A 20,937-nucleotide genomic window follows, 5' to 3' on the forward strand; every position below is an offset into this window, starting at 1 on the left:
TGATGCCCCCTCCCCTGTCCAATATGAGTCCGGTCCAGCCTGCCGGTCAGGCCGAAGCGAGCTGATGCAGGTCATGCTCGATCGGTTGATGCACGAACATTGCCATCTCGCTCGTCACATTCGCTTCGAGCATCTGCGCGAGATCGACCTTCGCGTCGCTTGCATGCGCATCATGCGCCTGCCCATCGACGATCGCGTCGATCAGCTTGTCGACGCTGCCGTGATCGATGGCTTCGGCGAGAACTCTGGCGGCCGCGGCTGGATCGGCGTCGGCGCCGGCAACCTTTGCCGCAATGTCAGGAGTCGCAGCGCGCAGCGCGATGAGGCCGTCCATCGCCGTCGATGGCAGGGCGATCCGCGGTGCAGCCATGTCGAATAGCGCATCGGATGCGTGATCGCCGGCGCTAGCCTGTGCGTCGACGCGCAGGCTCGCATCGCTCGCATTGTCTTCGATACCCCGATGGATCGGACCCTCGTCGCCAGCGGTGCGCAGCGCATGGTCGTTTGCGGGCGCCTCCCCCCTTGTTTCGATGCGCTCGAAGGCCGTGGCGAGCCTCGGCTGCAAAACGCCTTCCTGAGCTTCGGCAACCGGCGGGAGCGCCGGCAGCGGAGCGATCTGCGCAGGCTGATCATGCACAAGCGGTGCAGGCGCGCCATGTTCGGCCTGCCCGGCTGCTTGCACCATAGTAACGAGCGATGCCGCAACGAGGGCATCGGCGACCGGCGCTGTGCCACCCGTGCGTTCCGGGCTACGAGTCGCGGTTCCCTCGACGACGGGGGCCTTCGAATAGGCGAAGGCGCTATCGGCTGCGACACGAACGGTTCCGTCTTCGAGCGTGTAGCTGGTTTCGCCATAGACCCTGACATCGCCCTGCGCCGTCGTATAGCTTCTGCCATCCGATTCGAGGCTGATCGATACGATTCCGGCCTCGACGAGACTGCGGAATTCGCCTTCGTCGGTGACGCCGTTGCTGTTGGCATCCTGCCACACGCCGAAGCTCGGGAAGGCATCATCCTGGCGGTCCAGAACGCCGTCTTCATTCGAGTCATAGTGGACCGCGAGGCCTTCGAGGTCGGTCAGTCCATTACCGCCGAACACGATCTCCGATCCGCCGTCGACCATTCCGTTGCCGTTCGCGTCGATGGCAAGCAAGCCATCGTCGGGACCGACCCACGCCGTATTCTGACGTTCGCCGTCGCCGAAATAGTCGAAACTGATGCCCGCCGAACGCGAGACGAACTCGACCCCGTCTCCATCGAGGTCCAGCGCGAGCGGCGGAACCGAAGGTTCGTCGATGAAGACGCTGATCTGGAGCGGGTTGCTCGTGTCGCCGTCGCCATCGGTGCCCACGACCGTGAAATCATAGGTGACGTCGGGGGGCAATATCGTGCGCGCAACGGTGACGTCAGTTGCAAATCGAGCCGTGGCCTTCTCGTTTGTGTCGATGTTTTCGATCCTCAAGACGCTGAACTGGATCGACGGATCGATGGTGACCTGCCCGGCCGAATTCACCGCAAAGGTGCCGGTTTCGGTGGCCGCGACCGTCCCGTCGGGATTATAGCGCGTCGCCGTCCACTCGAAATCGACAGGTTCGAACTTCACCTGCTGGACGTTGAGCGTGATCGAATCGAGAAGGTCGGCGTTGGTCTGTGGTGCGTCGTTGACGCCGAAATTGCCGGGATCATGAAATTCGAGTTCGAACCACTCGCCATGATCGGTCCATTGATTGTTGACCCCGAAACCCTGGTCGCTGGCGTTTACCCCCGACCCGTTGGACTGGAACTCGACCCGACCGGCTTCATTGAGCGCCGTATTCGGATCGTCGTCGAGTTCGCGGAAGCTTGGGCCGCCTGCCGACAGATTGGCGAAGGAAATGCTTTCCTGCGTTGCCGCATTGGGCGTGATCAAATCGAATTCGTAGTTGCCGTCGGCGTGGACGGTCATCCTGAAGACATCGGTACCGTCCGAAGTTTCGGCCAAAAGCTCGGTGCGCAAAAAGTCGCCCGAACCGTCCACGATATTGGTCTCGGTGTAAGTGATGCCTTCGATCGTCGGACCGGTAATGTGGTAGTAGCTGGCTCCGTCGGCTCCGAATGCGGCATCGAAGGACCCGCTTGCCGAGCCGACCGCGTTGGTAAGGGTCAGCATTTCGGGACCGGCTGTCTCCGCCAGGGTCGGCGCATCGTCATCGAAGGTGATGGTGAGGCTGTTGCCGGGGACGGTGGAGCCGTCGGCGTCGGTGATGCTGTAGGCGATGGTCGCGGTGGCGTCGGTGCCCTCGTCGTTGGGGCCGCCGGCGTGCAGGACATTGTCGAGCAGCGTGACCTTGTAGGCGCCGGTCGCCGGATCGGTGATCTCGACCGTGAACAGCGCGGTGCCGACGCGGCCCGCATCGGGGCTCGCCGACACCGTCGCGGTCAGCACATTGCCGACGAGCGAGTAGGTGACCGTCTCGAGCCCGATCGTCGCGCTCGTGTTGGTGCCGAAGCCGAACCCATTGGCCCCCGCGCCGTCGCCGCCGACCGAGCCCCCGAGCGTGCCGGTGAAGCTCGCTTCGCTGGTGTCGCCGGGATCGTCGCCCGCATTGGCGTCGAGGTCCCCGGCCACGCTCGCGGGGTTGCCGCCGGCCAGCCCGTCGTCATCGACCGCCGCGCTCGCCGTCCCCCCCGTCGGCGCATTGGCATCGTCGATCTGGAAGCTGAAGCCGGCGCTCGCCGTGTCGCCGTCGCCGTCGGTGACGGTGAAGGTGCCCGCGATCGGAGCCACCGGGCTCAGCGTCGCGGCATCGGCCCTGAACTCGTAGGAACCGTCGGCCCGCACGCGCAGCTCGCCGTCGCCAAGGTCGATCCAGCCCGACCAGCCGTCGGGGTTGAACGACACCGCGCCGCCGTTGACATGGGTCAGGCTCGCCCCGTCGGCGCCCGCCGCAAAGTCGAACGTCCCCGTTAGCGTCGTCCCCTCGTCCAGCGACTGCAACGCTTCCGCCGTCGCGCTCGGCGCATCGTCATCGAAGGTGATGGTGAGGCTGTTGCCGGGGACGGTGGAGCCGTCGGCGTCGGTGATGCTGTAGGCGATGGTCGCGGTGGCGTCGGTGCCCTCGTCGTTGGGGCCGCCGGCGTGCAGGACATTGTCGAGCAGCGTGACCTTGTAGGCGCCGGTCGCCGGATCGGTGATCTCGACCGTGAACAGCGCGGTGCCGACGCGGCCCGCATCGGGGCTCGCCGACACCGTCGCGGTCAGCACATTGCCGACGAGCGAGTAGGTGACCGTCTCGAGCCCGATCGTCGCGCTCGTGTTGGTGCCGAAGCCGAACCCATTGGCCCCCGCGCCGTCGCCGCCGACCGAGCCCCCGAGCGTGCCGGTGAAGCTCGCTTCGCTGGTGTCGCCGGGATCGTCGCCCGCATTGGCGTCGAGGTCCCCGGCCACGCTCGCGGGGTTGCCGCCGGCCAGCCCGTCGTCATCGACCGCCGCGCTCGCCGTCCCCCCCGTCGGCGCATTGGCATCGTCGATCTGGAAGCTGAAGCCGGCGCTCGCCGTGTCGCCGTCGCCGTCGGTGACGGTGAAGGTGCCCGCGATCGGAGCCACCGGGCTCAGCGTCGCGGCATCGGCCCTGAACTCGTAGGAACCGTCGGCCCGCACGCGCAGCTCGCCGTCGCCAAGGTCGATCCAGCCCGACCAGCCGTCGGGGTTGAACGACACCGCGCCGCCGTTGACATGGGTCAGGCTCGCCCCGTCGGCGCCCGCCGCAAAGTCGAACGTCCCCGTTATCGTCGCCCCCTCGTCCAGCGACTGCAACGCTTCCGCCGTCGCCGTGGGAATATCATCGGCAACCTGGACGGTGACGGCGCCGGTCGCGATGTCGCCGTCGGTGTCCGAGCCCTGCACGGTGACCGAACCAAGGGCCTGTGTCTGCGCTGCCATTGCGAGTTCGTGGGGCAGATTGTCGGCGAGGGTTACGGTGACCGTGACCGCTTCGGTCGCGCCCGGAGCAATGCTGGCAGGCGCCGACAGGCTGATGGTGATCGCCGCAGGGCCGCCGCTGGTCAACGATCCGGTGATCGTCTGGCCGTCGGGGGAGAGTGACCAGAAAATATCGCTGCCGGCGCCGTCGAGATTGGCGACGAGGCCATCGACGCCGGTGAAGGCAAAGCCCGACAGCGTATCGGAGCCCGCGGTGAAGTCGAGCGTGCCGCTCGCCACCTCGGCATTGCTGAGCGGCGTGCTTCCTCCAGCGTCGAGCGCGGCCTCGTCGACGGTCAGGGTCAGGGTGTCGCCGCCCGAGGGGGCGGCGCCGTCGTCGATCAGGATCGTCAGCGTGTCGGATGTCGGGTCGCCGTCGCCATCAACCGCCGACAAGGTGAAGCTCGCTGCCGGATTCAGGCTGTTGTCCTGATCGCCAGCTGCCGCGAAACTGAACGTTCCATCGGCCCGCACGGTCAGGACGCCCGTGGACTGCCCGATCGTTACCGAGCTGCCCGGCGTGAGCGACAGCGCTGCCGAGCCGCTGCCGAAGGTCACGACGACCGATGATACGCCGTCGGCACCGGCGTCGAGCGACCAGCTACCGTCGACGGCGGGGCCGCCCTCGACCGCATGGGTGGGCGTGTCGGACACCAGAAGCGTGGGAATATCGTCGATGACGGTGACGTCGAACGATCCAGAACCCGACGATCCGTCGCTATCCGTCACCGTAAACCCGATGCCCGACAGAATGTCGCTGTCTTCGCTGCCGGGTGCGGCCTGATCGACGGCCTGGGCCAGGGTAACCGAATAGTTGTAGGTTACTTCGGTCGCGCCCGGGCCGGCGGTCGCGCCGGTCAGGCTGATACGGATGACCTCCGATCCGCCGACCGAACCGACGAGATCGGCGCCATCCTTGGCGAAAGTCACCGGATTGCCATCGACGGTCAGTTGCGTGTCGAGAGCTGCGGCGTCGTTCAAGACGATCGAACCCGTCAATGCCGGCGGGACGTCGCCGCCGAAATCGACCACGATCGTGCCAGTCGCGCTGTTGCTGCCCGTCGACGTGACCTCGCCGGGCAGGCCATCGTCGAGATTGGCTCCGACAAGCCCGTCCTCGTCGACCGTCACATTCGCGGCGCTGCGTATGATCGGCATCGAATCGGCGATGAGGGTGATCGTGGCCGTTGCTGTGGACGTATCGCCGTCGCCGTCGGTGATCTGGTACTGAAAGCTGACGTCGCCCACTTCTCCGGGCGCCTGGGTATAGGTGAAGCTTCCATCACCATTGTTCACAAGCACACCGCCGCCCGAAAGCGATCCGGCGACGATGGAAACCGCCGCCGGCTGGACACCGTCCGCACCCTGCACATCATTTGCCAGGACGTTGATTGTAACCGGCTGGTTCTCGACGCTCTGCACCAGAGCATCGTCGATCGCCGTCGGCACATCGTCGGTGACGACAATGTCAATCGTCGCACCGGCGTTCGAACCATCGCTGTCGGTGACCGTCACGCCTATGCTGTCGGCAAGGCTATCCTGTCCCGCTGACGCATGATCGAGCCGGTTGTCGCCAAGGATATAGCTATAGGTGAAAGTGCCGCCGATCACCGAGCCGTCGGCGCCGATCACCGGCGTAAAGCCGGTGATGGCAAGGCTGCCATAGCTTGTCGATACGGTCTGCGGGATGAAGCTGCCATCGGTATCGACAAGCGTCAGCGGCGTGATCGGCGATCCGTTGAAGCTGTCGAGCACCACGGTTCCCATGCCATCGGGTGTCGAAACCGAGAAAGCCCCGTCGCCATTTACGGCATCGGGCGTCGTGTCGGATCCCGCGGGTTCGCTGCCCCGCACCGCAAGGTCATCCTCGTCGAACGCGAGTTCGCCGCCCACCGCGTCGAGGCCGCTGATGGTGACGCCGTCGTCGGCACCGTTGATGGTGATCGTGAGCGTCGCGGTCGCGGTATCGCCGTCGCCGTCGGTGATGGTGTAGTCGAAGTTCTCGGTCAGCGTCTCGCCGGCCGAGAGGCCCTGGACCGGCTGCGCCGCATTGTCGAGGACATAGGTGTAGCTGCCGTCGGCATTGAGCGTGAGCGTGCCATAGGCGGTCGCGAAGCTCGTGCCCACGCTGCCGCCCGCTACCGCGGTGACGCTCGCGCCGTCGGCCCCCTGCGTGTCGGCGACGCCATCGGTTGCATTGGCGTCGCTGCCGCCCGTGCCGGTCAGCACATTGCCATCGGCAACGAGCGGTCCGTCCTCGGTCACGCTGTCCGCATCGTCGAACGCGATCGGAACATCGTCCACGATCGTGATGTCCAGACTGGCGTTGGCGGCGGACCCGTCGCTGTCGGTGACCACCACCGCAAAGCTGTCGGTCACGCCGTCTTCGCCGGCCGCACCGTGCATCAGCGTATTGTCGGAAAGCACATATTCGTAAGTGAAGCTGCCGCCGATCACCGATCCGTCGGCACCGGTGACCGGCGTAAAGCCTGTGATGTTCACCGTACCGAGCGAGCTCGTCACGGTCACCGCCGTGAAGACTCCGTTCGCGACGACCTGGACTCCGCCGATGGTGACGTCGCCGAGCCCGTCGGGCGTCGATACGTCGAAGCTGCCGCTTTGGGTCAGCGCCGCTGCATCGGGCGACGAGCCGCCGGGAAGATCATCCTCGTCGAACGCGAGTTCGCCGCCCGCCGCGTCGAGGCCGCTGATGGTGACGCCGTCGTCGGCACCGTTGATGGTGATCGTGAGCGTCGCGGTCGCGGTATCGCCGTCGCCGTCGGTGATGGTATAGTCGAAGTTCTCGGTCAGCGTCTCGCCGGCCGAGAGGCCCTGGACCGGCTGCGCCGCATTGTCGAGGACATAGGTGTAGCTGCCGTCGGCATTGAGCGTGAGCGTTCCGTAAGCGGTCGCGAAGCTCGTGCCCACGCTGCCGCCCGCTACCGCGGTGACGCTCGCGCCGTCGGCCCCCTGCGTGTCGGCGACGCCATCGGTTGCATTGGCGTCGCTGCCGCCCGTGCCGGTCAGCACATTGCCATCGGCAACGAGCGGTCCGTCCTCGGTCACGCTGTCCGCATCGTCGAAAGCAGTCGGAACATCGTCCACGATCGTGATGTCGAGCACGTCGCTCGCCATATCCCCGTCGAGGTCGGTAACGACGATGTCGAAGCTCACCGTGGTGCCGTCCGGATCGGCCGTATTGTCGCTGAGCGAATAGGTGTAGCTTATCGAACCTTTGCCGGTCGCCGGGTCATAGCTGTAGGCGTCGATTACCAGCGTGCCGGTGCCGTCGCTCGAAATCGTCTGCGGCAGCGATCCCGGCGTGACGACCACCCCGTTGATGGTCACGCTCGCAACGCCGTCGGGCGAGGTAAAGCCGATCGTGCCGGATGTCGTTTCGTCGGTGCCGTCGAATGCGGACCCTTGAGTCTCGCCGCCTCGGGGCGGCAGATGGGCTTCGTCGACGACGGTGCCGTCCCCTTGGCCAGGCACGAAATCGATGACGCTGGGGCTGTCCCCGATCGCGATGGTCAGTGTGGCCGTCGACGTATCGCCGTCGCCGTCGGTGAGCTGATAGGTGAATATGTCGCTCACGCCGCCCGGCGTATTGGTATCGCGGACATAGCTGTAATTGCCCTGCGCATCGATCGTCAAAGTGCCATATTGGCCGTGGATCGCCGTGCCGGGAGCCGAAAATGTCGTGCCCGTTCCCGCGGCGGCGCCGGTGAGCGACACGCCGTCGGCGCCCGGCGTGTCGGCACCCGCCGCGCCGCTGTCCGTGCCCTCGCCACTGATCACATTGCCCGTTTCGGCGGTGAAGGTCGCTGCCGCCACCGTATCGGTGTCGGCGCGCGCGACCGGCGCGTCGTCGATGATCGAAATGGTGAGATTGGCAGTTGCCGTGTCACCGTCGCTGTCGGTAACGACCACCGTGAACAGGTCCGCCGGGTTCGCCGCCGCATCGCTGTTGTCGAGCAATGTATAGCTGTAGTCGATGCTGCCGGCATTGATGGCGGTGATCACGAGCTGGCCGAACGGCGTCGAGAAGACCTGGCCGACCGCGGAGACCGCGACGCCGTTGATCGTGACCGACGACAGGCCGTCGGGCGCGTCGAACCGGATCGATCCCGAGGTCGTTTCGCCGTCGGCAGCGCTATTGCTGCCCGCAGGTTCCCCGTCGCGCGCCGGCAGACCGGCTTCGTCGACGCTTGCCGTCGCGTCCACCGAACCGGCAGGCTGATCGGGCGTGACGATGGAAATGGTCGGCTCTTCGTCGGAATCGGGAATGGCCGGAATGACCTCGCGGTCTTCCGGTTCCGGAAAGTTCAGCTCGGTATAGGGGAGCAGGTTTCCGATCGCATAGGGATCGCCGATCGTCCCCTCGTCCTCGGCGAAATTGCCGCCCGAACTGCGAACGCCCGCCTCGGGGTTGAAATCCTGAAGATTTTCGAGCAGCTGGGCAACGGTGCTGGCCGGCACGATATCGCCGTCCACGACGATTGCCGGAATGTCGATCGCGCCATTGGGAATGACCAGTATTTGCCCGTCGGGCAATGCGATGATCAGATCGGGCCCGGATACGCCGATATCGTCGATCGAGACCCCCGGGGGGAGAATGATCCGGCCGCCGGCATCCGGAACGAGCATCGCCTGGATGGCCAGCGGAATGGCCGCCGCGGTCGCGGTTACGCCTGCCGAAGCGGGATGAACCCCGTTGTCCGCGATCGCCTGGCTGCCCCGGGTGTCCGGCTCCGCGCCCGGCGCCGCCGGCCTGCCGCTCTTCGCCACATTGTCGAAAGCATCCATCATAGCATCCCCACAGTCCCACCCCCTGCACCGCAACGCGGCGCAGGCTCGATTCATCAGATTCGGTGCGACCCTTCCGTCCGAATCGACTCGGACATCTCCCTATGGGCGAGCAAACCACAGAGTCTTTCGAATCTGCAAGCATGTTAACTTTTAGTTAAGTCAGGCATGGACGAGCGGATCTGCGGCAAGCCGCCGCCCGCGCTCGATCGCTGAATTTCACATGAAATCAAATGATTGGATGCATGGATTCGGCCCGATACACCGCCGCTTCGGGGTCCGATTGTCGTCCCTTTTCGGCACGGCATCGAAAGGAAAGCGAAGTAAGATCCGTGCGTTTGGGAGCGAGCGGACGACCGGCTGCCGGTGCGCGCTCAGCCGGGCTGCGGCGCCCGGCAGCCGCCGGCGGCATCGCCGGACTTCGTGGCGAGAACGACAGCAATGCACAGGGCGAAGATCGAGACCGACTGGACATGATAGAGGCTGCCGTCGAACAGTGAAAATACCGCGATATTCATGGCAGCCAGCAAGAATGCCGCATTTTGCTCGTTGACCGCCCGATAGACTTTGCATCCCAGCCAGATCGACAGGATCGCGACAAGGCCCGCGCCAACGAAACCCCAGGACAAGAGGATTTGCAGAAAGACGTTATGCGGCTGGGCCACATGCGTATCGGGAAACAGCGTGGCAAACTGCGACTCGCCCCATCCGAACCAGGGGCGTTGCAGCGCCATCTCTAGAGTCCTGCCCCAAATGGCGATCCGGCCACTGTCCGAATCGTCGCCGATCAGACGCTGCGGCCCGAAGCGACCCAGCGGAACAAGGACAGTCAACGCGACCGAGAGCAATATTCCTGCACCAAGGACTGCCAGAAAACGGAGGACTCCCCTTCTCGCAAAGGGAAATAGCAAAAACGCGCCCGCATAACCTCCCGCTACCGCGGCCAATGTACCGCGCGATCCGGTCCAGAGCGCCGCGGCAAGGGCGAACGCCGCAACCACGCCGCTGATCTTGTCGCCAGCGATCCATTTCCAAAGGCAAAGGCCCGCAATGGCGGCAGCATAATAGCCGTATCCACGAATTTGATTGTAAGCCGGAAAATAGTATGCCCAGACATAGTCATCTTCTCTATGCAATAGAGCATATGAAATCGACAAAATTGTAAATATAAGGAATCCAATAGTCATATTTTTATACAGAATTTCTGTATAAAACATTCTCGATCTTGTGTATATAAGATATATGGCAATACCAAAACCAAGATGAATAAACAATATTGATATCTTTATGATGCTTATGCTCGGGTCCTTCGCGTTCAACGATGTGGCGACGGCGAGCAGCATCAGGGCTGCCATGGATATCGAAATCCATCGCGGGGGGACGGGGATGTGACCGGCGCGCCCGAGCAGCGATAGCGAAACGCCGATCTCGACGATGAGGACCGGTATTGCGAGCGTCTTCAATATAAACTGAAAGGCCGATATATGCTGTCCCATCGTCGTCAGGAACAGGATGACCGGTGCGAAGCCGATTGCAGGTGCCAGAAGACTGGCGAGCGGAAAGCTCTTAGCCGGGCCTATCCGCGGCGATGGCTCGAGACTTTCGTGCATAGCTGGAGTTCCCGTTCGCGGTTTGCACGATCCATCCCGCCAGATTCCAGAATCCAAAAACAAATACCACCGAAACAATACCGTCGGACAACCAGTGCCACCCCAAATGGACCGATCCGAAAAGAATAACCGCGAAATAGGCCAGCGCCAAATACCGGATTCCAGGATATTCCCGAGGCACCATGAGGAACCAAAGAAATGCCATACCGACGTGAAGCGACGGCATCGCGGATATCCCGCTTCCGAGCCGCAGGGTTCCATAATTGTCCAGCAGGAATTGCCGCGCTTTCATTGTCGCGCCGATTCCATATTCCGAAAGCCGCGCAAGTCGATCGAGCAGAGGAGCGAAAGCCGTTCCGCCGTAGAAGTGGTCAAACAGGATCGGACCTACCGATGAAAGGGCAATAGCCATTACGCTGCCCAGGAATATCCAGGACATGAGCATGGTTATCAAGGCACGGAGTTTCAGAACATAATTCTTACTGAATATAACCCACATGGCCGTATAAATATTGACAACATGCCATAAAGAGTAAAACCACTCTACCGCCAGCGTAGGATATGTTCCCACAAATTTGTGTGTATAATATACCAAGTCATTTCCGAATATTTTATATTCTAAATATCTTGCATCTATATCGAAATAGAAGTCCATAACAGATGGAATCAAAACCTTGATGGTCGTATATGATGCGAAAGCATAAAATAATATGACATATATGCATAACGACATGAAGAAGTGGAACTTATTTTTCAGTATGTCGTCGCGGATAAGCGCAGCGGGATTCGGTTGGCCCGAGCGATAGTGATGAAGCAGCCGTCGAAGAATCCAAAAGGGAAATGAAAAGATAAGGATAAGACCGCCGAGGCCTATCGACTCACTGATCCGGACTGGCGGAAGTCCGTATCGCTGCGCCAATATATTGGCGTAAATCAGTGCTGCGGCGCTGATTGTCGCGGCAAGGGCGAGGCAGATTACAACTGCCTTTGTGCTCAGCTTATTCTTCGTCGGGCCTGGCTGCGATCGAGAAGGTATCGGGAAGGCAGGTTGATCGAACACTCTCCCCCTCCCCTTCTCCGACCGGTCAAGCTGGCTGACGCCAGCGATAGGTCACATTCACCCGTTCCGACAGCAACAGATAGGGCAGCCAGATCGCGGCGCTGATGAAGACTTTCTTGATATTGCTGGTGAGGAGCGGCTGGATCGCTTCGCCAACCGCCGCCGGCAGGTGGGGTGCGCCGCTGATATAATGAGCGATCAGCAGTTGGAAGACGACGTCGATGCCCCAGGCCAGCAGCAGGACGCGCGGGAAATAGGGCATGCGGCGCAGCGCCATGAAGAAGCAGAGCGTGTAGAGGAAGTTCATGACGATCAGGTCGGCCGCCATCCCCAGATAGATCATCTGGCCCCACAAGGGCGCGGTGCTCGTCATCGCCGGAACGGCGGCCATGAATTCGGCGGTGCGCACGGGGACGTTCAACAGCATGCCGAGCAGCAGCGAGGCCATCAGGCCGGTCGGGCCGAATGCGCGATGGTCGCGCGCCGACAGCGCATCGAGCTTGCGCCATTTGCCGACAAGCGCCAGCCGTATCTCGGGCTGCGCGAAATCGACGCCGCGCGGAAAGGCGGCATTGGCGGCCCAATAGGCAAGAAAGGGGCTGGCCATGATCAGACCGTGCGGCACGACGAGGAGGAGCCATGAGGCGGTCCCGCCGCCGGGCACGACGGGAAACATCGTGCGCGTCAGGCAGGCGAGGGTCACCACGACGATCCAGCCGAGCAGGAGCGATCGGACCTTGTCCTCGAGAGGCGCGACGAACCGGACGCTCCTGGCGTAGAGGTTCGCCTGAATACGCGCAAATGCCGCGTTCGTCATGGCCATTACTTCCTCCAATTCCGATCTGCTGTAAACTCTCTTGGTTAAGGAACGGTATCCGGAAGTTGCGGTCACCGGTTCGTCGATCGGATTTTGGGCGGACCGGAACTTTTCGACTCAGGCTCGAATCAAGTTCAAGTCCTTGGGGGCATTAACCATTTTGCGGCCGTTTTGAACGGAATGGTTAACAGAAAATAAAAGTTAAGTTTTTGTGAATACAAGTTAATATTCTGTTGACGGTTGACACGGAATTGGGTTGAATCGGGCCGTTCCTTGCTGAGGACCGCATTGACAGGTTGAACCGGCGCCAGCCGGAGAGTTCAATACCGGGTCGCGTCGGTTCCTATGCACTCCTTCAGCTGGAATGTCTGGCCGACTCCATGGGGGGGGAGGGCAGACATCGCCGCCAGATGCGGTGTTTACAGGAGTCCGACCATGAAGAATTTTCTGAAAGATTTCGTCCGTGACGAAAGCGGCGCTTCGGCCGCGGAATATGCCCTGATCCTCGCGATCGTCGGCGTGGGTATCGCTGGGGCTGCCGTTTATCTGCGCAACAACATCGAGAACGCGATCATCGACGCTGCGAATGAGGTGGCTAACGCCGCGTCGGCTGCGCCCGATAGCACGCCGAATTAGTGACATGCCTCTCGACCGCGGCCGGACATTCCGTCCGGCCGCGGCCAAACAGCTCTTGTTCGGGGGGATGAGACATGTTTCGTGGGCGAAATAGCGTGATTATCGGCATAGCGGTCCTTCTGGGCATCTTTGTCGTATTCCTGACCAACGCCTATTTCAGCGGCATCGCAGAACGGCAACAACGCCAGGTCGAACAGCTCAAGCTGGTGCAGGTGCTGGTGGCCACGCAGCCGCTCGCCTTCGGCACCGTGCTGACGGCGCAGAACACGAAACTGGTCGGCTGGCCCGCCAGTTCGCTTCCGGCGGGGGTGTTCAGGACGTCGATCGGCGTCGTCGACAATCCGCGCGGCCCGCGCGTCGCGCTGCGGCCGATTGCGGTCGGCGAACCCATTCTTTCTTCGAAAATCAGCGGCAGCGATGGCCGCGCGAGCATTTCGGACCTGCTCCCCCAGGGCATGCGCGCCATCGCGGTGCGCGTCAACGATGTGACCGGCGTCGGGGGACTGGTGACGCCCGGCGACGTCGTCGACGTCCTGTTGACGCGGCAGATGGACGGCGACGGGGCGGGCCGCGACGACAAGACCACCGATATACTGCTCGAAAAGATCCGCGTGATCGCGATCGACCAGCGCGCCGACGAGAGCAAGACCGAACCCAAGGTCGCGAAGACCGCGACGCTCGAGGTCGACCCCGTCAGCGCACAAAAGCTGGCACTGGCACAATCCGTCGGCACGCTGTCGCTCGCGCTGCGCAACGTCACCAGCATCGAGGACGGTGCCAATATGACGATCACGCAAGGCGATCTCGGCAGCGGATGGCGGTCACGGCGCGCCCAGTCGCCGGCTTTGGCCGATCTGCCGCCCGGATTTTATTCCGAAGCGCCGGCGCCGCGTGCCCACGCATCGCGCCCTTCGCTTCCGCCGCGTCCTTCCGGTCCGACCGTGGAAATCGTCCGTGGCACCAAGCCCACCGTTTATGAGGTCAAACGCCATGGCTCGTAATCACCACCGCATCCTGATGCGTATGCTGGCGGCGCCCCCGGCGCTCGCGCTGGCCACTCTGGCGCTGCCTGCTCAGGCTCAGTTCAACAGCGCCGCGAACGGCGTCCATGCCGGTCAGCTCGACGTGCCGCTGAACAAGAGTCAGACCGTCACGCTCGACCGTCCCTTTGCCCGTGCGATGATCGGGTCGGATGAAATCGCCGACATCATGCCGATCTCGGATCGGTCGGTCTATGTCCTTGGCAAGAAGATGGGGACGACCAGCCTGACAATCTTCGACAAGGGCGGGCGCGTCATCACCATCGTCGACGTCGCGGTCGGCCCCGATGTCGTGACGCTGCGCCGCCAGCTCGCCGAGCTGATGCCCGGCGAAAATGTCGACGCGCGCATCTCGAACGATGCCGTGGTCCTCTCGGGTGTGGTCAGCAATGCCGCGGCGGCACAGAATGCGGTCCAGATTGCGGGCACCTATGCGGGCGACAAGGTCGTCAACATGATGGGTATCGGGTCGAGCCAGCAGATCATGCTGGAGGTCCGCTTTTCCGAGATCAATCGCCAGAGCGGCAAGGAGATCGGCGTCCGGAGCTTCTTCCGCAACGAATCGGGCAGCTGGGACGGCGTGCTGGGCAATGGCGCACAGCTTGTTCCCGACCCCGACACGGGCGAAGGCGTGCTCCGTCTGGGGGCCATTACCGACAGCTTCGGCATCGTCCGGCACGCCTTCAGCATCGGCGGCCTCGATATTCTCGGCGTGCTCGACAGCCTCGAAAGCAAGGGTCTGGCCAAGACGCTTGCCGAACCGACTCTCGTCGCGCTCTCGGGCGAGCGGGCTTCGTTCCTGGCGGGCGGGGAATTCCCGATTCCGGTCGTGCAGAGCGGCTCGGGAACCGGCGGCAGCAACGGGGGAAGCCAGGGGATCTCGATCGAGTTCAAGCCGTTCGGCGTCAGCCTGGGCTTCACTCCGACGATTCTTGCCGACGGGGTCATCAATCTCGTGGTCGAGCCCGAGGTCAGTTCGATCGACCCCAGCGCCTCGATCGTGCTCAACGACATTACCATTCCCGGGCTGCAGACGCGGCGCGCTTCGACCACGCTCGAGCTGCGCGACGGCGAATCCTTTGCGATCGCCGGGCTGATCCGACAGGATTTTTCGACGACGGTTCGCCAGGTGCCGCTGCTCGGCTCGATCCCGATCATCGGGTCGCTGTTCCGGTCGTCGGGGTTCAAACGCGGCGAAACCGAATTGCTGATCGTCGTCACGCCGCGGCTGGTGCAGCCGATCAAACCCGCGCAGGTCGCATTGCCGACCGACCGGGTCGGCGATCCGACCGAACTTGACCTCTTCCTTATGGGGCGCACCGATAACGCTGTGCCGCCGATTCCGCCGGTGCAGCAGCAGATGGACCCGGCGCCGAAACCGGCCGCTGCGCCCGCGCCGGCGCAAACGACGGGAGACGATTATGAATTTTAGGCGGCCATTGGCGGCGGGTGCCGCCCTTTCGCTGATCGCCGGCTGCACGCCGACCGACGTCACGCTTGGCAATGCCGTGCGGACGACGATGGCGGCACAGGTCGTCGACCCCGACCCGCAATATGACGATCCGATTCCAACCACCGACGGCGCCAAGGCGGGAGCCGCGGTCGAGCGCTATCGAACCGACAGGGTCAAAAAGCCGGTCGGCATTCGAACGACGTCGGGGCAATCGGGCTCGGGTTCGCCAAAGTGACGATGGAGCCGGTGGGGAGTTGGCATCATGCGGAGGGTGCGATCGAAGCGATTGCTGAAGGATGAAAGCGGAGCGACGGCTGCGGTATTCGGCCTGTCGCTCTTCGCCCTCGTCGCCATCGGCGGCCTCGGCTTCGATTATGCGCGCCTCGCGGGCATGGACAGCGAATTGCAGAATGCCGCCGACCAGGCGGCGCTGGCGGGCGCCTCGCAGCTCGACGGGCAAAATGGCGCCTGTTTGCGGGCATCGGCGGCAGCGACGACTTTGGTCGCCAATCTGACGCTGCTGGCGAACGACGGCGACGGAACCGCGGTGACGCTGCCACCCGAACCCGATTGCGATGCGGCGGGCCAGATCCGCTTTTGGCAGGACAGGGAAAAGACGACGGCCGCGACCGACGACGGCAACGCCCATTTCATCGAGGTCGAAATTGCGGCGCGCACAGCAAACTATGCCTTCACGCCGCTTGCAGGGGCCATGCGCGGCGATCTTGGCGCAATGGCGCTCGCGGGTCTCGGGTCCGCTATCTGCCGCGTTCCGCCGGTCATGTTCTGCAACCCGCTCGAAGCGATCGACCCCGATTTCAACGTCGGAAGCTATGTCGGCAAGGGTATCCGGTTGATCGCCAACGACGGCGGCGCCAATTATGCCCCCGGCAATTTCGGCTATCTGGAAACCAACGCCGGCAACGGCGCGCAGGCGACGGCCGAGACGCTGGGCCGCGACGCGATTCCGGGCGATTGCGTCGCGGCCGACGGCGTTACCACCAAGCCCGGCGTGCAACTGTCGGTGCTTGACGCGCTCAACACGCGCTTCGACATCTATGCGGGCAATACGAATAATCCCTGTGGAACCGACGGCTCCCTGTGTACGCCTTCGGCCAATACGCGCAAGGATGTTCTCCACCGGGGCAATCAGAACAATTGTTCCTATTCGACGGGCAATGGCGGTAACGGCTGGAAAGAGCCGGCCAATGCCTATCTGGCGCCCTCCGCCGCGGTTCCGATGACAGTCGCGCAGGCCGCTACGACGGCGCCCATGGGCTATCCGCGCGACATGTGTCACGCGATCAGCATCACGGGCAGTTGCGCCGATGGACGGATAGGCGACGGGAATTGGGATTATATGGCCTATTTCCGGACCAACTCCGCCAGCTATCCCACCGAACCGACAAGCGCCGACAGGATCGCGTGGTTCGGAACGGATACGCCGACGCGCTATGACGTGTACAAATATGAAATGGCCAATTCGGCGACGCGCCTCGTCAACCAAAGTTCCAATGGCCTGACGGCGCGGAGCACGCCCTATTGCTCCAGCAGTTCGGGGGTCGTGCCCGGAACCACGACGCCGGATCGACGGGTTCTGACCGTCGCGGTCGTGAACTGCCAGGCGGAAGGCGTCGGCGGCAGGACGGCCGATGTGCATGTGACGAAATGGATCGACATGTTTCTGGTCGAGCCGTCACTCTCGCGAACCCGCACCGAAGCCAGCGACGTCTATGGCGAGATCATCGGGGAGACCGAACTCGGCGGCGGCGGCGGCACCAGCGGGAACACGGTGAGGCGTGACGTTCCCTATCTGATCGAATGACAAAGCCATGCGGATAAACCGAACCCTGAAGTCGTGCAACGAAGCCGCCGCAGCGGCCGAATTGGCGCTGATCCTGCCCTTGTTGCTCACAATCCTGTTCGGCGGCTTCGAAGCAGGCGCGTATCTGTGGACCGAGCAAAAGGTGGTGAAAGCGGTTCGGGACGGCGCCCGATTTGCCGCGCGGCAACCGTTTTCGGCCTACAGCTGCGACAATCTCACCGACGCGACGATACTTGCGCAGGTCCAGAATCTGACCCGCACAGGCGAACTGAGCGGCGGGACACCCAAGATTGCGGGATGGGACGACAATAATCAGGTCACCGTCACCGTTCGATGCCTGCCGCGCGTGGATGACGAGTTCACGTCGAGCGGAGTCTATGCGACGCAGGCCGACGGATCGCTCGACGTCACGGTCGCCGCAACCGTCAACTATCCGTCCCTGTTCGGAATACTCGGTTTCGACACCACGGGTGTGGTTGTCCGGGCGAGTTCCAACGCCGCGGTGATGGGGACATGAAGGCGCTTCGGCCCCTCCTCTGCGACGAACGGGGCGGCCCGGCGGCCGAGTTCGCGCTCATCCTGCCGCTGATCCTGCTCTTTCTCCTCGGGATCATCGACGTGGGTCGCTATGCGTGGGAGATCAACCGGGCCGAGAAGGCGACGCAGACCGGCGCGCGCTGGGCGGCGGCGACCGACATGATTGCGAGCGGCCTCTACGACTACAGCTTTGCCACGGGAGCGGAACTCATTCCGGCGGGAACCCCGGTGCCGGAGACGGCATTCCCGGGGATCAGCTGCACATCGACGAGCTGTACCTGCGCGGCCGCATGCAATTTCCCGACCGCGATGGACAATGGAGCCTTCACGAACCTAGTCGACCGGATGAACGACATCATGCCGGGCATCGCGGCCGGCAACGTCGTCGTCGACTATCGCTATTCGGGGCTCGGTTTCGCCGGCGACCCCAATGGCCCGGACGTCGCCCCGATCATCTCGGTGCGCCTTCAGAACATGCAATTCGTCCCGATCACGCTGATCCTGTTCGGCGGTTCGATCGCTCTTCCCGACTTCAGCTATTCGCTGACGATGGAAGACGGCGACGGCGATTGGTCGAACTGAAAGGAACGATCGATGGGAAAAAATGAAAATTTCGGCTCTCTTGAGGGAAATGGATCCTTGGATTTGGACGGCAAAATCAAGCTCATCATTTCCGCGGACGAATTTTCCCGTTCGGCCATGTCGCAAAGCGATTATCCCGAACTGTCCGTCGGACTCGTCCTTCTCGATGCCGGCGAGCCGATCAGCGCGAACCAGATCGGCGACGCCGCGCTGCTGATCGTCGAATTGCGCGGCCACGACCCGCGTTCGATGCAGCGGTTGCAGGCGCTCCGCGCGCACGCGCCAAAGCTGCCGCTGATCGTCGCCATGCGCGATGCGGATCTGGCCACGACGCGCGCGCTGATCCGCCAGGGCGTCGACGATGTGATCGCGCTTCCCATCGATCGGGCCGAGTTCGGCGACGCGGTTACCAACCTGCTCGCTTCCACGACGAAATCGCATGTGCCGGCGCCGCGGTTGGCGCCGATCATTGCCGTGGCGCAAAGTGTTGGCGGCATCGGCGCGACCACGGTCGCCACGCATATCGCTCATTATCTGGGGCAGAAGGGCGGAGCACGCGGCTGCTGCCTCGTCGATCTCGATTTGCAGTTCGGCAATGCGGCGTCCTATCTCGGGGCGACCGCGACGCTGACGATGGACGATCTCCTGCTTGCCGGTCAGCGCGTTGACGGCCAGTTGCTGCGAACCGTCGCCGCGAGCAATGCGGGCGGCGTCGCCGTCGTGGCGGCGCCCGAGCGGATCGCGCCGCTGGAATCGATCGATACGGACCAGTTGCTTCGCGTGTTGCAGGTCGCTCGCGAGGAATATGATCATGTCGTTCTCGACTTGCCGGGCAATTGGGCGAACTGGACACTCTCGGCGATCGACAAGGCCGATCTGATCCTGCTGGTCGTCGATCTGTCGATCGGGAGCCTGCGGCAGGCCCGGCGGCGTATTCAGCTTTTCGAGGAAACGGGAATCGAACGCTCGCGGATCGCGATCGTCGCCAATCGCGTCGAAAAGCGGCTTTTCCGGACCATCAGTGTCAAGGATGCCGAAGATGCGCTCCGCTACCCGATCCTCGCCACCGTTCATAGCGATTACCCGGTGGTCCAATCCGCGCACGATCAAGGCGTTCTTGTCGGGGATGTCGCGCGCAAGAATCGTGTTGCGATCGACCTCGCCGCGCTGGCCGACGCGATCGGTGACCGTTTGGACAGGAATTGACCGTGGCAATGTGGCAGCTTCAAAAACAGAAGAGTTCGGGCGCCGTATCCGAACCGGCGCCCGAACCCGTCGAATTCGCCGCCGCGAGACATGGCGAGGTGCGGGATGATCGCCAGGCGGATCTGCTGTCGTTCAAGGTCCAGGTCCATCGCGAGCTGCTTGACGAAATCAATCTCGCGCAGCTCGAAAAACTTTCGCGAGCACAGATCGACGCCGAAGCCGGCGAACTCATCGCGGACATCATCAAGCGTCACCGGATGGCGCTCAATGCCAATGAACGGCGGGCGATGGTATCCGATGTACTCGACGAACTGCTCGGACTAGGCCCCCTCGAACCCCTGCTGCAGGACGAAACGATCACCGATATTCTGGTCAACGGCCATGACATCGTGTTCATCGAGCGCATGGGGCTGCTGGAAAGAGTCGAAACGCGCTTCAAGGACGAGAAGCATCTCTTTCGCATCATCCAGAAGATTGCGAGCGCCGTCGGGCGACGCATCGACGAAGCCTCGCCTTTCGTCGATGCGCGTCTTGCGGACGGTTCGCGCGTCAACGCCGTGGTGCCGCCGCTCGCGATCGACGGATCGCTGCTGTCGATCCGAAAATTCGCGCGCATTCCTATCGACATGGCGAAGCTGATCGCGCTCGGCAGCATTCCGGCAGCCGTGGCCGAGGTTCTCGAAGGCGTCGTCCAGGCCCGTCGCAATATCCTGATTTCGGGCGGCACCGGGTCAGGAAAGACCACGCTGCTCAACGCGGTCTCCTCGTTCATTGATGAGCGCGAGCGTATCGTCACGATCGAGGATTCGGCGGAATTGCAGCTGCAGCAGGAGCATGTGGCTCGCCTGGAAACGCGGCCGGCGAACATCGAAGGCCGGGGCGAAATATCGCAGCGCGACCTCGTCAAGAACGCGCTGCGCATGCGGCCCGACCGCATCATCGTCGGTGAGGTCCGCGCCGGCGAGGCCTTCGACATGCTTCAGGCCATGAACACGGGGCACGATGGATCGATGACGACGGTTCACGCCAACTCGGCGCGCGACGCCCTGTCGCGCATCGAGCAGATGATCGGGATGAGCGGCGTCGACATGCCGGCGCGCGCTGCGCGAGCTCAGATCGCCTCGGCGATCAATGTCGTCGTGCAGATCGGGCGCCTGTCCGATGGTCGGCGGCGATTGATGAGCCTCTCCGAAATCACGGGCATGGAAGGTGAGGTCGTCACCATGCAGGATATTTTCCGATTCCGCATGATGGGGCGCGACGCCGACAATAATGTGCTCGGACAGTTTGAGGCGACAGGGATCAGGCCGAAGTTCCTCGATACCTTGTCGGCCTATGGCATTGACCTTCCGGCGGACTTGTTCCGCCCCGACCGGAAGCTCGATTGACATGGGCGACGCTGTC

The 20,937-nt window shown here is 63.0% G+C and carries 13 protein-coding genes; 9 read left to right on the forward strand and 4 right to left on the reverse strand.

Annotated features, from left to right (window positions below):
* Positions 1-46: 46 nt before the first annotated feature.
* The 4 genes from CHB69_RS15225 to CHB69_RS15240 form a co-directional block, all read right to left on the reverse strand.
* Positions 47-8,770 (reverse strand): VCBS domain-containing protein, encoded by an 8,724-nt coding sequence (locus tag CHB69_RS15225; RefSeq protein WP_170935586.1) that lies wholly within the window; start codon positions 8,768-8,770, stop codon positions 47-49.
* Positions 8,771-9,141: 371 nt separating this feature from the next.
* Positions 9,142-10,377: an O-antigen ligase family protein gene (locus CHB69_RS15230; RefSeq protein WP_089216873.1), complete on the reverse strand. Its 1,236-nt coding sequence runs from the start codon at positions 10,375-10,377 to the stop codon at positions 9,142-9,144.
* Positions 10,334-11,437, reverse strand: coding sequence for a phosphatase PAP2 family protein (locus CHB69_RS15235; protein ID WP_141134008.1), 1,104 nt, complete (start codon positions 11,435-11,437; stop codon positions 10,334-10,336). The genes CHB69_RS15230 and CHB69_RS15235 overlap by 44 nt, the downstream gene beginning before the upstream one ends.
* 25 nt (positions 11,438-11,462) lie before the next feature.
* On the reverse strand, positions 11,463-12,254 hold the full coding sequence (locus CHB69_RS15240; RefSeq protein WP_212541940.1) for a DUF2569 family protein: 792 nt from the start codon (positions 12,252-12,254) through the stop codon (positions 11,463-11,465).
* Positions 12,255-12,689: 435 nt separating this feature from the next.
* Here CHB69_RS15240 and CHB69_RS15245 point away from each other — a divergent pair, with 435 nt between their 5' ends.
* The 9 genes from CHB69_RS15245 (at position 12,690) to CHB69_RS15285 (ending at position 20,921) form a co-directional block, all read left to right on the forward strand.
* The gene (locus tag CHB69_RS15245; RefSeq protein ID WP_089216876.1) at positions 12,690-12,890 is read left to right on the forward strand and encodes a Flp family type IVb pilin; all 201 of its coding nucleotides are present in this window, start codon (positions 12,690-12,692) and stop codon (positions 12,888-12,890) included.
* A gap of 95 nt (positions 12,891-12,985) precedes the next feature.
* Positions 12,986-13,891 carry a Flp pilus assembly protein CpaB gene (gene cpaB, locus CHB69_RS15250; protein WP_170935587.1) on the forward strand — a complete coding sequence of 302 codons (906 nt, stop codon included), beginning with the start codon at positions 12,986-12,988 and terminating at the stop codon, positions 13,889-13,891.
* A complete protein-coding gene (locus tag CHB69_RS15255; protein WP_245836855.1) occupies positions 13,881-15,362 on the forward strand; it encodes a type II and III secretion system protein family protein in 1,482 nt (493 codons plus the stop codon). Before cpaB ends, CHB69_RS15255 begins: the two co-directional genes overlap by 11 nt.
* Complete coding sequence (locus CHB69_RS15260) at positions 15,352-15,618, forward strand: hypothetical protein (RefSeq protein WP_089216879.1); 267 nt, start codon at positions 15,352-15,354, stop codon at positions 15,616-15,618. Before CHB69_RS15255 ends, CHB69_RS15260 begins: the two co-directional genes overlap by 11 nt.
* Before the next feature lie 27 nt (positions 15,619-15,645).
* Positions 15,646-17,208 (forward strand): pilus assembly protein TadG-related protein, encoded by a 1,563-nt coding sequence (locus CHB69_RS15265; protein ID WP_089216880.1) that lies wholly within the window; start codon positions 15,646-15,648, stop codon positions 17,206-17,208.
* Between the two features lie 7 nt (positions 17,209-17,215).
* Positions 17,216-17,725, forward strand: a complete 510-nt coding sequence (locus CHB69_RS15270) for a TadE/TadG family type IV pilus assembly protein (RefSeq protein WP_089216881.1) — start codon at positions 17,216-17,218, stop codon at positions 17,723-17,725.
* Positions 17,722-18,327, forward strand: coding sequence for a TadE/TadG family type IV pilus assembly protein (locus CHB69_RS15275; RefSeq protein ID WP_089216882.1), 606 nt, complete (start codon positions 17,722-17,724; stop codon positions 18,325-18,327). The genes CHB69_RS15270 and CHB69_RS15275 overlap by 4 nt, the downstream gene beginning before the upstream one ends.
* Positions 18,328-18,444: 117 nt before the next feature.
* Entirely contained in the window at positions 18,445-19,533 is a 1,089-nt protein-coding gene (locus tag CHB69_RS15280) for a CpaE/TadZ family protein (RefSeq protein WP_170935588.1), read from the forward strand.
* An 8-nt stretch (positions 19,534-19,541) separates the two neighbouring features.
* A complete protein-coding gene (locus CHB69_RS15285) occupies positions 19,542-20,921 on the forward strand; it encodes a TadA family conjugal transfer-associated ATPase (RefSeq protein WP_089216884.1) in 1,380 nt (459 codons plus the stop codon).
* Positions 20,922-20,937: the final 16 nt, after the last annotated feature.

The sequence above is a fragment of the Sphingopyxis indica genome, from assembly GCF_900188185.1.
In the GTDB taxonomy this organism is placed as follows: Bacteria; Pseudomonadota; Alphaproteobacteria; order Sphingomonadales; family Sphingomonadaceae; genus Sphingopyxis; species Sphingopyxis indica.